The organism is Mesorhizobium sp. P2_E9 (assembly GCF_056403815.1).
The window spans coordinates 103,015-117,051 of sequence record NZ_JBFUET010000008.1; the positions used below are offsets into that span (position 1 = coordinate 103,015).

At 63.0% G+C, this 14,037-nt stretch carries 15 protein-coding genes and 1 tRNA gene; 5 read left to right on the forward strand and 11 right to left on the reverse strand.

Annotation, left to right across the window (positions count from 1 at the left end; genetic code table 11):
• Nucleotides 1-40: 40 nt before the first annotated feature.
• Genes AC1D05_RS15505 through AC1D05_RS15525 form a run of 5 tightly spaced genes read right to left on the reverse strand, consistent with a single transcriptional unit; the run spans nucleotide 41 to nucleotide 6,005 of the window.
• A complete protein-coding gene (locus AC1D05_RS15505; RefSeq protein WP_477441798.1) occupies nucleotides 41-1,552 on the reverse strand; it encodes an aldehyde dehydrogenase family protein in 1,512 nt (503 codons plus the stop codon).
• A gap of 14 nt (nucleotides 1,553-1,566) precedes the next feature.
• Nucleotides 1,567-2,343 (reverse strand): enoyl-CoA hydratase/isomerase family protein, encoded by a 777-nt coding sequence (locus AC1D05_RS15510; protein WP_477441800.1) that lies wholly within the window; start codon nucleotides 2,341-2,343, stop codon nucleotides 1,567-1,569.
• Nucleotides 2,336-3,937 carry an acyl CoA:acetate/3-ketoacid CoA transferase gene (locus tag AC1D05_RS15515; protein ID WP_477441802.1) on the reverse strand — a complete coding sequence of 534 codons (1,602 nt, stop codon included), beginning with the start codon at nucleotides 3,935-3,937 and terminating at the stop codon, nucleotides 2,336-2,338. The genes AC1D05_RS15510 and AC1D05_RS15515 overlap by 8 nt, the downstream gene beginning before the upstream one ends.
• A complete protein-coding gene (locus AC1D05_RS15520; RefSeq protein WP_477441804.1) occupies nucleotides 3,934-4,950 on the reverse strand; it encodes a Gfo/Idh/MocA family protein in 1,017 nt (338 codons plus the stop codon). Before AC1D05_RS15520 ends, AC1D05_RS15515 begins: the two co-directional genes overlap by 4 nt.
• Nucleotides 4,947-6,005, reverse strand: coding sequence for a LacI family DNA-binding transcriptional regulator (locus tag AC1D05_RS15525; protein ID WP_477441806.1), 1,059 nt, complete (start codon nucleotides 6,003-6,005; stop codon nucleotides 4,947-4,949). Before AC1D05_RS15525 ends, AC1D05_RS15520 begins: the two co-directional genes overlap by 4 nt.
• A gap of 241 nt (nucleotides 6,006-6,246) precedes the next feature.
• Here AC1D05_RS15525 and AC1D05_RS15530 point away from each other — a divergent pair, with 241 nt between their 5' ends.
• Nucleotides 6,247-7,407, forward strand: a complete 1,161-nt coding sequence (locus AC1D05_RS15530; protein WP_477441808.1) for a dihydrodipicolinate synthase family protein — start codon at nucleotides 6,247-6,249, stop codon at nucleotides 7,405-7,407.
• Nucleotides 7,408-7,492: 85 nt separating this feature from the next.
• The gene (locus AC1D05_RS15535) at nucleotides 7,493-8,290 is read left to right on the forward strand and encodes a M15 family metallopeptidase (protein WP_477441810.1); all 798 of its coding nucleotides are present in this window, start codon (nucleotides 7,493-7,495) and stop codon (nucleotides 8,288-8,290) included.
• A 61-nt stretch (nucleotides 8,291-8,351) separates the two neighbouring features.
• Here AC1D05_RS15535 and AC1D05_RS15540 read toward each other — a convergent pair.
• Together AC1D05_RS15540 and cpdR are read right to left on the reverse strand one after the other, a co-directional pair.
• Nucleotides 8,352-8,426: transfer RNA gene (locus AC1D05_RS15540), tRNA-Val, on the reverse strand.
• Between the two features lie 105 nt (nucleotides 8,427-8,531).
• On the reverse strand, nucleotides 8,532-8,894 hold the full coding sequence (gene cpdR / locus AC1D05_RS15545; RefSeq protein WP_010911372.1) for a cell cycle two-component system response regulator CpdR: 363 nt from the start codon (nucleotides 8,892-8,894) through the stop codon (nucleotides 8,532-8,534).
• Nucleotides 8,895-9,081: 187 nt separating this feature from the next.
• On the opposite strand from cpdR, the gene AC1D05_RS15550 reads away from it, so the two are divergent.
• The gene (locus AC1D05_RS15550) at nucleotides 9,082-9,999 is read left to right on the forward strand and encodes an N-formylglutamate amidohydrolase (protein WP_477442075.1); all 918 of its coding nucleotides are present in this window, start codon (nucleotides 9,082-9,084) and stop codon (nucleotides 9,997-9,999) included.
• Nucleotides 10,000-10,314: 315 nt separating this feature from the next.
• On the forward strand, nucleotides 10,315-11,088 hold the full coding sequence (gene hisN / locus AC1D05_RS15555) for a histidinol-phosphatase (RefSeq protein WP_477441812.1): 774 nt from the start codon (nucleotides 10,315-10,317) through the stop codon (nucleotides 11,086-11,088).
• A gap of 30 nt (nucleotides 11,089-11,118) precedes the next feature.
• Here the strand turns inward: hisN and AC1D05_RS15560 are convergent, their stop codons facing one another.
• Nucleotides 11,119-11,949: a helix-turn-helix transcriptional regulator gene (locus tag AC1D05_RS15560; protein WP_477441814.1), complete on the reverse strand. Its 831-nt coding sequence runs from the start codon at nucleotides 11,947-11,949 to the stop codon at nucleotides 11,119-11,121.
• On the opposite strand from AC1D05_RS15560, the gene AC1D05_RS15565 reads away from it, so the two are divergent.
• On the forward strand, nucleotides 11,948-12,193 hold the full coding sequence (locus AC1D05_RS15565; protein ID WP_477441816.1) for a hypothetical protein: 246 nt from the start codon (nucleotides 11,948-11,950) through the stop codon (nucleotides 12,191-12,193). The two genes, AC1D05_RS15560 and AC1D05_RS15565, sit on opposite strands and share 2 nt — an antisense overlap.
• Here the strand turns inward: AC1D05_RS15565 and AC1D05_RS15570 are convergent.
• The 3 genes from AC1D05_RS15570 to AC1D05_RS15580 form a co-directional block, all read right to left on the reverse strand.
• Nucleotides 12,190-12,426: a DUF1127 domain-containing protein gene (locus AC1D05_RS15570; protein ID WP_477441817.1), complete on the reverse strand. Its 237-nt coding sequence runs from the start codon at nucleotides 12,424-12,426 to the stop codon at nucleotides 12,190-12,192. The genes AC1D05_RS15565 and AC1D05_RS15570 overlap by 4 nt on opposite strands.
• 3 nt (nucleotides 12,427-12,429) lie before the next feature.
• On the reverse strand, nucleotides 12,430-12,585 hold the full coding sequence (locus tag AC1D05_RS15575; RefSeq protein WP_477441819.1) for a hypothetical protein: 156 nt from the start codon (nucleotides 12,583-12,585) through the stop codon (nucleotides 12,430-12,432).
• A gap of 166 nt (nucleotides 12,586-12,751) precedes the next feature.
• The gene (locus AC1D05_RS15580; protein ID WP_477441821.1) at nucleotides 12,752-13,729 is read right to left on the reverse strand and encodes an alpha/beta fold hydrolase; all 978 of its coding nucleotides are present in this window, start codon (nucleotides 13,727-13,729) and stop codon (nucleotides 12,752-12,754) included.
• Nucleotides 13,730-14,037: the final 308 nt, after the last annotated feature.

The window sequence follows — 14,037 nt, forward strand, 5'->3', positions numbered from 1 at the left end:
CATTACACGACCGGTGGAAGCCCACCGGGTTCTTCCAAACTCAGCCGACCCACCATCCGGTGCGCTGGCCGCGATGAAACTGGATTGTCTTTTCCTCGGTATAGTCCTCGACGGCGCGTTTGCCGAGTTCGCGTCCGAGACCTGACTGCTTGTAGCCTCCGAAAGGCAGCTCGGGATAACCTTCCATGAATGTGTTCACCCAAACCGTCCCCGAACGCACCCCACGCGCCACCGACATGCATGTGTCGATGCTGGCGCTCCACACGCCTGCAGACAGACCATAGGGCGTGTTGTTGGCGATGTGCAACGCCTTTTCAATCGTTTCAAAAGTGAGCACGGAGAGCACCGGTCCGAACACTTCCTCGCGTGCAATCGCCATGTTCTCGGTGACGCCGCGGATGATGGTGGGGTCGAGATATTGGCCGGCATTGGAGGCCAATTGCTTGCCGCCGCTGAAGACGTTGCTGCCTTCGCCTGCGGCTGCCGTGACGTAACCCGTCACCTTGGCCAGATGGTCGGACGAGATCATCGCGCCGACCTTGGTGCGATCATCCAGTGGATCGCCCACTGTTACTTTCGACGTAAGTGCCTTCACAGCAGCAAGAAAATCGTCGGCGATCGCCTCGTGCACGATCAGCCGGCTGCCGGCATTGCAGCATTCGCCGGCATTGAAGAAGCCGCCGAACACCGCCGCGTCGGCGGCCGCTTCGAGGTCGGCGTCGGGGAAGACGATCTGGCCGTTCTTGCCGCCAAGTTCCATCGAGACTTTCTTCAGCGACTGCGCTGCCGACGCCATGGTCATCTTGCCGACGCGGGTCGAACCGGTGAACGACACCATCTCGACCAGGGAATGGCTGACCATCGGCGCGCCGACATCGCCGCCGAGACCGGCAAGGATGTTGACGACACCGGCGGGCAGCCCGGCCTCCAGCAGGATATCGCCCAGCACGAAGGTCGAGGCCGACGTCATCTCGCTCGGCTTGACCACGGCCGTGCAGCCGGCGGCGAGCGCGAAAGGCAGTTTCTGGCTGACGATAAGGAACGGAAAATTCCAAGGCGTGATGATCAAGACGACGCCGATCGGCTCACGCACGACCACGCCCAGCATGGCGTCGCCAAGATTGGCGTAGCTCTCGCCGTGCAGCGTGCGGGCGAGCGATGCCGCGTACCGCCAGATGTCGACGGCGCCGCCGATCTCGCCGCGCGCCTGGGCGATCGGCTTGCCGGATTCCAGCGCGTCGAGCCGGGCGATGTCTTCCAACCGCGCCTCGATCAGGTCGGCCGCCTTGTGCAGGATCGCGGCGCGTTCGGAGGCCTTCATGCGCGGCCACGGGCCGGTCTCGAATGCCTTGTGCGCGGCCTGCATCGCCGCTTCCACCTCGGCCTCGCCAGCCTGCGCATAGCGCGAAACGGTGAAGCCATGGCCTGGGCTCTTGCGCTCTAATGTGCGGCCGTCGCGGGCATCGACATGTTTGCCGTCGATCAGCAGCCGATAAGCCTTTGGTGCTGCCGAAGCTTCGGCGGGCATGGCGATGTTGAGAGGGGCGTTCATCAGGATTGTTTTCTCTAGCTTCTTGAAAATGCCGGCTTCTGCTTGGTCTTGAAAGCAGTCACGCCAGCCTTGAGATCGCCGGTGAGCGCGATGAAGCCGCTGGCCAGTGCTTCGGTCGCGGCAGCACTTTCCTCGCCTTCGGCAACCGCGATCATAAGCTTGGCCGCTTCCGTCGCCAGCGGGCCGCGCTCGGCGATCTTTTCGGCCCAGGCTTTGGCTTCGGCTAACCCACCGCCGGTTTCGACAATTCTGTCGACGATGCCCAAAACCAGTGCCTGAGCCGCCAGGAAAACTTCACCACCCAGCGCCATGCGCCGCACCGTCTGCGCGCCAAAACGGCGCACGGCGCGCTGCGTGCCGGACCAGCCGGGCACGACGCCAATCGAGGTTTCGGGGAAGCCCAATTTCACATGCGCCTCGGCGACGCGGAAATCACAGGCGACCGCCAGTTCCAGCCCGCCGCCCAGCGCATGACCGGACAGCACGGCGATGGTCGGTTGCCGCAGCCGCGCCAGCCGGTCGAAGACACGGTGGCCGTAGCGCACCCATTGCACCTGGAAATCAGCGGCGCTCATTTGCGCCCACGCCTCGACATCGCCGCCGGCGCAAAAGCCCTTGCCTTCGCCGCGGATCAGCACGACGCGGACACTTTCGGCCAGTTCCGCTTCATCGAGCGCGGCTTCCAGCGCCCGCAGCATCGGGATGTCCAGCGCGTTGAATTTTTCTGGCCGGCAGAGCGTGACGACGCCAATAGCGCCATCCCTTTCGAAGGTGACAAGGCGCTCAGCCATGCACGCCTCCGAGCGAGGCGCCGCCGTTGAGCGACAGGCCGATCGGCCGATCCTGATAGAGTGCCGCCGGCGTCACCCTGAGGTCATTGGCGACACCGAGCTGTGTCTCGGACTGTGCCAGCACATCGCGCTCGAGGTCGATGCCCGGCGCCAGTTCCGTCACCATCAGCCCATCGGGCGTCAGCTTCATCACGCAGCGCTCGGTGACATAGGTGATGTCCTGCCCTTGAGCGACCGCGCGCTTGCCGGAGAAGGAGATGTGCTCGACCTCGTTGACCACCTTCTTGACCTTGCCCTCCTGGTCGATGCGGATGCCGCCATCGGCCAGCGAGAGTTTGGCGCCGGCATTGAAGAAGCCGGAGAAGACGATCTTCTTTGCCCGCGCGGTGATGTCGACAAAGCCGCCGGCGCCGGCGGTGACATGCGGCCGCGCCGACAGTTTCGACACGTTGACCGAGCCGTGGCGGTCGATCTGCAGGAAGGACAACAGCGAGGCGTCGAAGCCGCCAGCCTGGAAATAGATGAACTGGTGCGGCGATGGCATGAACGCGTCGGCGTTGGACGAGCAGCCGAACTTGAAGTCGAGCAGCGGCACGCCACCGACGGCACCTTGCTCGATCACCCAGGTGACCTTGCCGTGCTGGCCTTCTTCCAGAAGGATGCGCGGCACATTGGCCGAGATGCCGAAGCCGATGTTGACGGCCATGCCGTCGCGCAGCTCCATGGCGACGCGGCGCGCGATCACCTTCTGCACGTTCATCTCGGCATTGCGGAAGGTCGACAATGGACGGAAAATCTCGCCCGAGATGGCCGGATCGTAAGGCGTCAGCGTCGTCTGCAACTGATCGGGCGCGACGACGATGTGGTCGACGAGCACGCCCGGCACGCGCACATCATGCGGCTTCAGCGTGCCGTTCTCGACGACGCGCTTGACCTGCGCGATGACGACACCGCCATTGTTGCGGGCGGCGAGCGCCTGTTCGAGGCCGCCGAGATAGGCGCCCTCATGCTCATAGGTGAGGTTGCCGCGCTCATCCGCCGTGGTGGCGCGGATGATCGAGACCTGCGGCACGATCGAGCGGAAATAGAGCCATTCCTCGCCGTCGAACTGCTGCACCGACACGATCGGTTCGCTGGCGGCGGCGTTCATGGCGCAGCCTTGGTGACGCGGGTCGGCAAAGGTGTCGAGACCGACCTTGGTCAGCACGCCCGGCCGCTTGGCGGCGGCCTCGCGGTGCATATCGAACATGATGCCGGACGGCACGTTATAGGCGGCAACCGAATTGTCGCCGATCATCTTCCAGATCTGCGGCGGTTCGGACGAGGAGGGGCCGGACGGATAGGAGCCGCACAAAGTGCGCTTCAGCAGGCCGGGCTTCGCCAAATGATCGATGCCCTTGATGCCATACATGTCGCCCGCGGCGATCGGGTGCAGCGTGGTGATATCTTTCGGGTGGCCTTCCGCGTCGAAGCGTTCGCCGATGGCGGCCAGCACCGCGTCGGGGCAGCCAAGGCCGCTCGATGAGGACACGGAAACGACCACGCCATCCCTAATCAGGCCGGCTGCCTGTGCCGCGGAAACGACCTTGCTCAATTCATGCTCCCGAGTTTCGGGTCGATCTTGACGGCCTTGCCGGAGTTGGCCGACTGCAATGCCGCCTCGGCCGAGGTGAGCGACCAGATGCCGTCCTCGCCGGTGGCGGCAGGTTGGCCGTCGCCGTGGATTGCGGCATGGAACCGCCGCACGGACCTGACGTAGAGATCCTCGTGGTCGAAGCTCAACTCCTCTTCGCCGTCGGCGGTGCGCAGGATGACCGAGCCGACAGGCTTTTGCGTCATCACATCGCGGCCGATCAGGGAACCCTCCGAGCCGTGCACCTCGAAGCCGGTGCCGGCGAATCTGCTGGTGAAAGCTTCATGCGACTGGGCGATGAGGCCCGACTGGAAGCGCCAGATGCACATGGCGCCGTCTTCCAGTCCGCCGCCGGCCATGCCGGCGGCTTGCGTGAAGGCCGAGACCTCGACCGGATCGTCGCCCAGCACGAAGCGCAGCGTGTCGGCATCATGCACAGTGATGTCGAGCACGACACCGCCGCCGGCTTCCGGCTTGGTGATGCGCCAGCCCTGCAGGTTTTCCGGCAGATAGACGGCATGGAAGACGCGCGCGGCGATCGGTTTGCCGATGCGCCCCGTTGCGATCGCCTCGTGCATGGCGCGGTGCGCGCCGGCGTTGCGCAGATGATGGTTGGTGCCAAGCACGATTCCGGCCGCCCTGGCGGCGGCGACCATTTCGCGGGCATCGGCGCTGTTCAGCGCCAGCGGCTTTTCGCACAGCACATGCTTGCCCGCCGTGATGGCGGCAAGCGCCTGTTCGAGATGCAGTTCGTTGGTGGTCGAGATGTAGACGGCGTCGATATCCTCATCGAGGAGATCGTCAAGCGTCGAGACCGCAAGCGGAATGTTGTTTTCCACGGCATACGCCTGGGCCCGCTCCGGGTCGGAACTCATCACCGCCGCGATCCTGCCATCGGCCTGCGCACGGATGGCATTGATCATGAATTGCCTGGCGATCGTGCTGGCGCCGATCAGTCCCCATTTGACGCTCATGCGGCGCCTCCCGTTGCCGTAGGTCTGTTTCGCGAACGGCGGTCCGGACCGCAGCTTTCCCTGACCACGAGATTGACCGCGCCGATATGGTCTTCGGCCCGCGTGGTGCGCGACTGGATCATTTTCAGCATGACATGGGCGGCGCGTTCGCCGAGGCCCGCGGAGTCCACCGCGACGCTGGTCAAAGCCGGCATGTAATGCTCGGCCTCGGCGACGTCATCGAAACCGACGATGGCGAAATCCGCACCGGGCTCAAGTCCACGCTTGCGCAGCGCCAGCATCGCGCCGAAGGCGACGGCGTCGTTGAAGCAGAGGGCAGCGGTCGGCGGTTCAGCCATCGCCAGAGCTGTTTCGAGGCAGGCGATACCGCCTCTGCGGCTGGTCTCGCCCTCGACGACCAGGGTGTCGCGCGCGGCGATGCCTTGCGTCTCGCAGGCTTCGCGAAATCCGCCAAGGCGCTCGTGATAGACCACCAGATCGGACGAGCCGCCGAAGAAGACGAGCCGGCGATGTCCCTTGCCGATCAGATGAGCGGTGGCGAGATAGGCGCCGCGATGATTGTCGGGCGCAATCACCGGGATGCGGCTTTCAGGCAGGCGGCGCATGGCGAAGACCACGGGCAAGCCCACCATCTCCAGGCGGCGGAAGGCGCCCGGTGTGGTGCCGCGCGCCGGCGAGACGATAAGGCCGGCAACGCCTTGTTCCATCAGCGACTTCAGCACCTCTTCCTGACGCACCGGATTCTCAGCCGTGTTGGCGATGAACGGCACGATGCCGGCCGACTGGAAGACGCGCTCCATGCCGACCGCCAGCTCGGCGAAAAAGGGATTGGTGAGATCGTTGATGACCATGCCGATGACGTTGGAATGGGCCTTGCGCAGATTGGCGGCGCCGCGGTTGTAGACATAGCCGACATCCTCGATCGCCTTGCGCACCTTGATCGCGGTTTCAGGCCGGATCAGCGCGCTGCCCTGGAGCACGAGCGAGACCGTCGATTTGGACACGCCCGCCTCGCGGGCAATGTCGAAGATCGTCGCCTTGGCCCGGCTGGCCATCCTGATATCTCCTCCCGGTTATCTCAATCAGATTTATTGGAACGTTCTAATCACTGGTTCAACCGCGAGTCAACCGCGAATTTTTTGCAGCCTGAAAAGCCGATTGTGCGTACTCAAATGGCATAGCTTACAAGGCTTTCTGTGCTGCAACGCAGCATTTGGCCGTCAATGCGCTCTCAATCTAAAGGTTCTTGATTTATTGGAACGTTCCATTTAATAGGCGCTGCGAAGGGAGCGATCGATGGACATTGCCTTGCCTGGTGAGGGTGGCCGCAGCACCCGTTACGCGCTTGTCGGACAACCGGTGCAGCCTGACATCGGCGCGCGGTTTTCGCGCATCGCCTATGCCGCCGCGCATGTCGTTGCCGATCCCCGTGAAATGACCGATCCATGGTCGCGGCCCGTCGTCGACTGGGACAGGACGATGGCGTTCCGCCATCATTTGTGGCGGCTCGGCTTCCGCATCGCCGAGGCGATGGACACGTCGCAGCGCGGCATGGGTTTCGACTGGACCAATGCGCAGGAATTGATCCGCCGTTCGATCGCCGAGGCGCGAACGGTTCCGGGCGCCGATCTTGCCTCGGGCGCCGGGACCGACCATCTGGCGCCGGCGTCGGCGAGAACACTGCACGATGTGATAGCCGCCTATGAGGAGCAGTTCGCTTTCATCGAAGGGCAGGGCGGCAAGGCGATCATGATGGCCAGCCGCGCGCTGGCGGCTGTAGCGAAGGGGCCGGACGACTACGCCGCCGTCTATGACCGCATTCTCGGCCAGGCCTCCGGCAAGGTCATCCTGCACTGGCTGGGTGACATGTTCGACCCGGCCTTGAAGGGCTATTGGGGCAGCGACGATTTCGAGACCGCGCTCGATACGGTGGTCGCCATCATCGAGCGCCACGCAAACAAGGTCGAAGGCATAAAGATATCGTTGCTCGATGCCGGCAAGGAGGTCGCGCTCCGCAACCGGCTGCCGGACGGCGTCGTGATGTTCACCGGCGACGACTTCAACTATCCCGAACTGATCGCCGGAGACGGCAACAGGCATTCGCACGCGCTGCTCGGCATTTTCGACGCCATTGCGCCGGTCGCCAACGCCGCCCTGGCAAGGCTCGCCGCGGGCGATCAGGCCGGCTATGACGCGCTGATGGCGCCGACGGTGCCGCTATCGCGAAAAATCTTCGAGGTGCCGACCGAATACTACAAGGCCGGCATCGTCTTCATGGCCTGGCTGAACGGCCATCAGGACCATTTTACGATGGTCGGCGGCATGCAGTCGGCGCGCGGCATCCGCCATTATGCCGAGATCTTTCGCCTTGCCGACCAGGCAGGCCTGCTGGCCGATCCCGACCTTGCTATATCGCGGATGAAGAGCCTGTGTGTTGTGGCGGGCGTCCCGGAATGAATCTGGGCTCGCGCCCTGATCTATAGTCCTCTTTTCGTCTATGATCGAAATCGCACGCGTGCAATTTCGGGAGGCCACGCTGTCGATGAAACCGAGGATTTCCATCGTTTCCGCGGGTTTGCTGGCGGCATTTCCCGTATCCGCCGCGCAAGGCGGCGACGGCGTCGATCAGGCTGCGGCCAAGGCGGCCCTGCTCGAAGCCTACCCCGGCCTTTTTACCATCTCGGGTAATACGCTGACATGGTCGGATGGTGGCATGATGGTGTGGGACGACGGCAAGGCACGCCCGCCTGAGGACCTGATCAAGTCCCCCGATATCGAGGACATGTTCCACTACGTCTATCCGACGGCCAGCGCCGGTGATCTTGTCCCTGACGTGGATTTCGATCCGGGGCGAATTCGCAACGAGGCTTTTTTCAAAAAACTTTATGGGGCCAGTGCTGCAGCGGTGAGCAAGCACGTAACGAGCATCAAATGGCTGCCAAAACTGGGCAAGTATCCGGTTCGAGTCAGTTTACTCTTCGATATCGATGCGCGCCTCGCCAAAATCTCTGATGCCCTACAAGACATGCCCGCCGGCATGAGCCGTTACGGCCTCAAGCCAGGCGGCGGTTTCAATTGGCGGGCCATCGCCGGCACGGACCAACTCAGCGTCCATTCCTTCGGCGCCGCATTCGACATCAATGTCGGTTATTCCGACTATTGGTTATGGAGCAAGCCCGACGCAAAGGGCCAGATCCCGTTCAAGAACCGCATACCCTTGTCGATCGTCACGCTGTTTGAAAAGCAGGGTTTTATCTGGGGCGGACGCTGGTACCACTACGACACCATGCATTTCGAATATCGGCCTGAATTGCTGATTTACAAGCAAAAGAGGGGATAGCCGACCCTTGGATGTCCAATCAGCGGAAACCCGGCCAATATATTGATCGTCTAGGCTTGGATGGTGGGCGTGACAGGGATTGAACCTGTGACCCCTGCAATGTCAATGCAGTGCTCTCCCGCTGAGCTACACGCCCATCCGAAGCCGCGCATACACCATTTTTGGTCCGGCGCGTCAATAGCGAGAAAAAGGAAAGAAGGCGTCGTCTCGCCGCAGCGATGATGCCTTTGCGGAAGGCGGCTCAGGCCGCGTGCAGCATCTTCTCGACCTCGTTGACGAGGTCGCGCAGGTGGAAGGGCTTCGACAGCACCTTGGCGTCTTTCGGCGCCTTGGAGTCCGGGTTCAGCGCAACGGCGGCGAAACCGGTGATGAACATGACCTTGAGGTCCGGATCGATCTCGGTGGCGCGACGGGCCAGTTCGATGCCGTCCATCTCCGGCATGACGATGTCGGTCAACAGCAGCGAGAACGGTTCCTCGCGCAGCCGCTCATAGGCGCTGGCGCCATTGTCGAAATCGCTGACCTGGTAGCCGGCGCGTTCCAACGCCTTGACGAGGAACCGACGCATATCGTCGTCGTCTTCCGCCAGAAGAATGCGTGCCATGATATCCCGTCCGAATCACCCGCCCGAGACTGCCGCCGAGGCAGCCCGTTAACCATCCTGTATATGAGGAGGTGAGGGTAAACATCAAGTGAACGCGGCGAAGCATTATCCGCATTTGGCAAGGCGATGCGCGCGGCGAAATGCTGGACATGCGGCCAGCAAGGTGGCAGTTTCATAGGATGATGCACTGGTGTTTTCGGGTTCGTTCAAATTGAAGACGGCAGCCGAGGATTTTTCGGTCGTTCCACCCTTCGAAATCCGATCGGGCGCAGAGCAGCGCGTCCCCTTCCTGTTCAACTCGCCGCATAGCGGCCGCTACTATCCGGAACGCTTCCTTGCCATGGCGAGGCTCGACCGCAACGCCATCCGCCGCTCGGAGGATTGCTATGTCGACGAACTGTTCGGCGGTGCCGTGGCGTTGGGCGCGCCGATGCTGGCGGCGAATTTCCCGCGCGCCTATCTCGACGTCAACCGCGAGCCCTGGGAACTCGACCCGCGCATGTTCGCCGAGCCGGTGCCGTCCTTCTGCAACATCCGCTCGGCGCGGGTGGCGGGCGGCCTAGGCACTGTGCCCAAGCTGGTGGGTGAGGGGCTCGACATCTATTCCGGCCGATTGCCGCTGGCCGAAGCCGTTGTCCGCATCGAGGCCGTCTACAAGCCCTATCACGAAACGCTGAAGCGGCTTTTGACCAGAACCCATGCCCGTTTCGGCTTTGCCGTGCTGATCGATTGCCATTCGATGCCGGCGAGCATCCGCGTCGGCGACAGCGGCCTGCGGCCGGACTTCATCATCGGCGACCGTTTCGGCATTTCGGCCACCGCGGCGCTGACCGAGACCGCGATCGGCCTGCTGACCGCGATGGGCTATACCGTCGCCCACAACAAGCCTTATGCCGGCGGCTTCATCACCGAACATTATGGCCGCCCGGCGCGCCATCTGCATGCGCTGCAGATCGAGGTCAATCGCGGGCTCTACATGAATGAACGGACATTCGAGAAGGTCGCCGGCTTCGACGCGCTGGCCGATGATCTGACGCGATTTTCAGCGGATCTGATGGCGATGCCCGACCATCACTTCATCGACCTGCCGCTGGCCGCGGAGTAAAATAGCCGGCCCGAGGTGCAAGGCGTAAAAAAAGACCGCATCGTTTGCACGATACGGTCGAAGTCTAGGGAGGAAACGCCCAAGGAGGGCATGGACAGGATAACCTGTCCGAGGTCGAGGGTATTGTGCGGTGCACAAATGTCAAGCGACCTTCAGGCTTTTTTAATTCAGAGTGATGTGGAAATTGCGTTTCGATGACGCTTGCGTGACATTTTGGCAACAGCTGTCGCGGCGAATAAATCGATAAACAGAGTTGTTTTGGCGGGAAAGTGTCGGCAGAGCCCGGTTGGGCACTCTGCAATGCGGGAGAATCAGTTGGACATCAGCATCGATTTCATGCGCCGTATCGCGCAAGCGGCAGCGGCCGAGACCTTGCCGCGCTTTCGCGCCCAGGGTGCCGTGGCCAACAAGGAAAAAGGCAGTTTCGATCCGGTCACGGAAGCCGATCGCGAGGCCGAACGCGTCATCCGGGCGCTGATATCGGCCGAGTATCCCGACCATGGCATTCTTGGCGAGGAGCATGGCAGCGAGAACATCTCCAGCCGACATGTCTGGGTGATCGATCCGATCGACGGCACGCGCGCCTTCATCTCCGGCCTGCCGGTGTGGGGGACGCTGGTCGGGCTGACGGTCGATGGCGACGCCATCGCCGGCATGATGGCGCAGCCCTTCACCGGCGAACTGTTCTATGCCAACGCCTCGGGCTCGCACTATGAGGGGCCGGGCGGCCCGCGCAAGCTTTCGACCCGCAAGACGACCAGCCTCGCTGACGCAACGCTGTTCACCACCACACCGGCGCTGTACAAGGGCGAGGCGCGCACGCGCTATGACTCTTTCGAGAGACAGGTCCAGCTCGCCCGCTACGGCGCCGATTGCTATGCCTTCGCCATGATCGCCTCGGGAAGTGTCGACATCGTCGCCGATCCCGGCCTGAAGCCCTATGATATCGTGGCGCTGATCCCGATCATCGAGAAGGCCGGTGGCGTCGTCACCACCTTCGATGGCGGGCCGGCGGAAAAGGGCGGCGATATCCTGGCGGCGGCAACACCAGAGCTGCACGTGGCCGCCATGGCTGCCCTGCGCGGCTGATATCTCGCTGCCTTCCTTGGCGAAATGGCTTCAGCGCGGCTTGATCGAGCGCTGGAACTCCGCCGGCGTGCGGCCATAGACCTGCCTGAACGACGCACTGAAATGGCTGTGGCTGGAGAAGCCGAGGTCCATGCCCAGTGTGGTCAGATTGTCGTAGCGGCCAAGCAGGTCGAGCGCACGCGCCAGCCGCAGGCGCAGATGATAGCGATAGAGCGGCATGGCCTCGACCTGCTGGAACATTTGCGTCAGATAGACCGGCGAAACGCCGACCTCGGCGGCAATCTCGGCCAGCGTCCAGCGTCGCGACAAATCCGAGGACAGAACCAGCTTGGCGCGGTCGACCAGTTTTTGCCGCCCGGGGCTGGCGCCCGCGACATGCGAGGTGCGCTCGCCGAGCGAGCGCCGCACCAGCGTTAGCGCCAGCGTCTCGGCCTCCAGCGTTTCGGCGACATTGCGGCTCAGGCTGTGGCGTAGCAGTGCCACCAGTGCCTGCGCGCGGGGATCGACACGCCGGCGCTGGCGACGAAACGCCAGGCGGTCGCCGGCGCGCAATTGGTCCTTCGGCGCCAGTTCCCGCAACTGGCCTGCCTCGATGACGAGGTCGAGGCAGGCATCGCCGCCCTCGACCGGGTGGCTGACCTGATAGGCGTCGGCCTCATTGAAGAACAGCAGCTGATTGGCTTCCGCGACGGCGTCGTTGCGGCCGACATGGCGCACGAAGACACCGCGATAGGGAAACACCAGATGCGTGGCCGACGTGCATTCCTCATCGCTCCTGTGCCGGCATTCGCCGCTGCAGACGACGTCCCGCACCTTGACGATGCCGGTATCGAGAAGCGGCTGAACCGTGAATTGCGACATGGCCGTTGTGCTCTTTTCCCCGCACCGGAAAGTTCCGGCGGCGCGAGGGGCATTCTACGCAATCGGCCTGCCCAGTCCTGTCAGGAGACTTCTCGACAAGCGCTGCTCAATCCCACAAAAGCAGTTCGCCGTTTCATGGAACCGGCGAACGCTTCTGTTTTTTGTTTTGACGCAATTCCCCAGGGAAAGCGCTGCGCGCTTTTCCCGGGAAAATCGCTTCACATTTTTCCTGGAATTGCTTTAGCGCCGCCTGAATTCCGAATAGGCATCGCCGCGCGACAGACCGATGTCCTTGAGCTGTTCATCGGTCATTTCCAGCAAGGCAAGGCGGCTTCGGCGCTTCTCCATCTGGCGGGCGAGCCATCTCGCTACCGCGATGCATCGGGCCCGCATGAACTGCAGAAGGGTTTCGGTGCGCACTGGCGGCGCAGGGACCCGGCCGGTCAGGCGTTGTGCCGCTGCATGATCGGGGCGCATGGCTCAATCCTCCCCGGTGCCGGCCGCCGAGGCGCCGGCCTCGTTCAGCGCCTGGGCGCATTCCTCGCAGCAGACCTCGACGGTCTTGCCGCCGACCTTGACGCGGATCGGGTTGGCATCGAGTTGGCAATCGCAGGCGGCGCAGGTTCTCTCGGTCATGATCTCATCTCCATGGCGTTCAATTCGACGCATTGAGATGAGCATTCCGGGGCGGGCGCGGGCTGTCAGAATCTTTAGCAGTTTGCGTGCCTAGAGGCGCAGTCCCCCGATCATCCTGACAACGGTGTGTCAGCTATGCCTGCTCGCGGAAGAGCTGCGCTACCGATCAGGCGGTCGGATCGTCGGAGCCGGGAATGAAGGCGTCGAAGGCGGCGAGGAATTGTTCGCGGTAGAGGTCGACCTCCTGCAGGATTTCGTGCTTGGAGCCGTCGATCATCAACAGTGAACCGAGCCTTAGACTTCTGGCATAGGCTTCCACCGCTTTGGTCGAGACGACCCGGTCGGCGCCGGCGGCGATGATCAGCAGAGGCACCTGAATCCGGGCCATGAAATCGGGCTCGCTGACGGCTTCCGACGCCTTTGCCGCTGCCTGCAGCCAGCGGATCGTCGGCCCGCCGAGCGCCAGTTGCGGATACTCTTCATAGATGCGGGTGTTGCGGCGGTAGCGCTGCGGATCCGACGTCACCTTGTTGGCTAGGAAAGGTAGCGTCTGTCTCGGCCTTGGGCCCCAGGCTGCATAAAGTCGGCCAAGGCCCAAAAAACAGAAAAACGAACAGACGCGGCGGACGGTGCTGATCGAGAACGGCAAATCGGGCAGGGTCAGGAACGGCGCGATCAGCACCATGCGCCGCACGCGGTTGACCATGGACGGCGCGGCAAGCAGCGTAATCACCGCTCCGGCGGAATGGGCGAGGATGTAATACGGTCCGCGGCAATCGGGCAGCACGATCTCCTCGAAGAACTGCTCCAGATCGGCCGTGTAGTCGCGAAAGGAGCGGACATAGCCACGCTGACGATCGCGGATCAGCCGGTCGGAATCGCCCTGGCCGCGCCAGTCGAGCGTGGCGACGCCGAAGCCCCGGGCGGCAAGGTCGCGGATGGTTTCGAAATATTTCTCGATGCACTCGTTGCGGCCGGACAGCAGCACCACGGTGCCCCGCATCGGACGCGCCACCGCCGCGAACAGGCCATAGCGGATCTTCTTGCGATCGCGCGTGACGAAGAAGCCGCCGGTGGCGTTTTCCGGTCGCGGATTGCCCTCGGTTTCGTGGAAAAGCGGCGTGTCTTGGAAAAGGTCCGTCATTCGGCGCTTTGTGCTCGGCGTCTTCACGTGCCAGCCTGTCGCGGCTGGACCCGCCCAAGGTGATAGACGCCAATGCATCAAAAGCAAAGCAAATCCGGCTTATGCCGGGACTGCAACGGGGAAGGCCGGAAGCCGCTCGAAGGCGTACTTCCGGCCCCTGTCGATCCGGGAGGAAGGGACGTTAACACCCGGTCGGCCTCGTCGCGGCACTCCTGTAACTCTGGTGCCGCCTATCCTCGATCTTGAGGACACTTTAGCGCTGGCTGTCTGAACGCGCGCCGAAGCGCTGGTTCATCTGCCGTTCATGA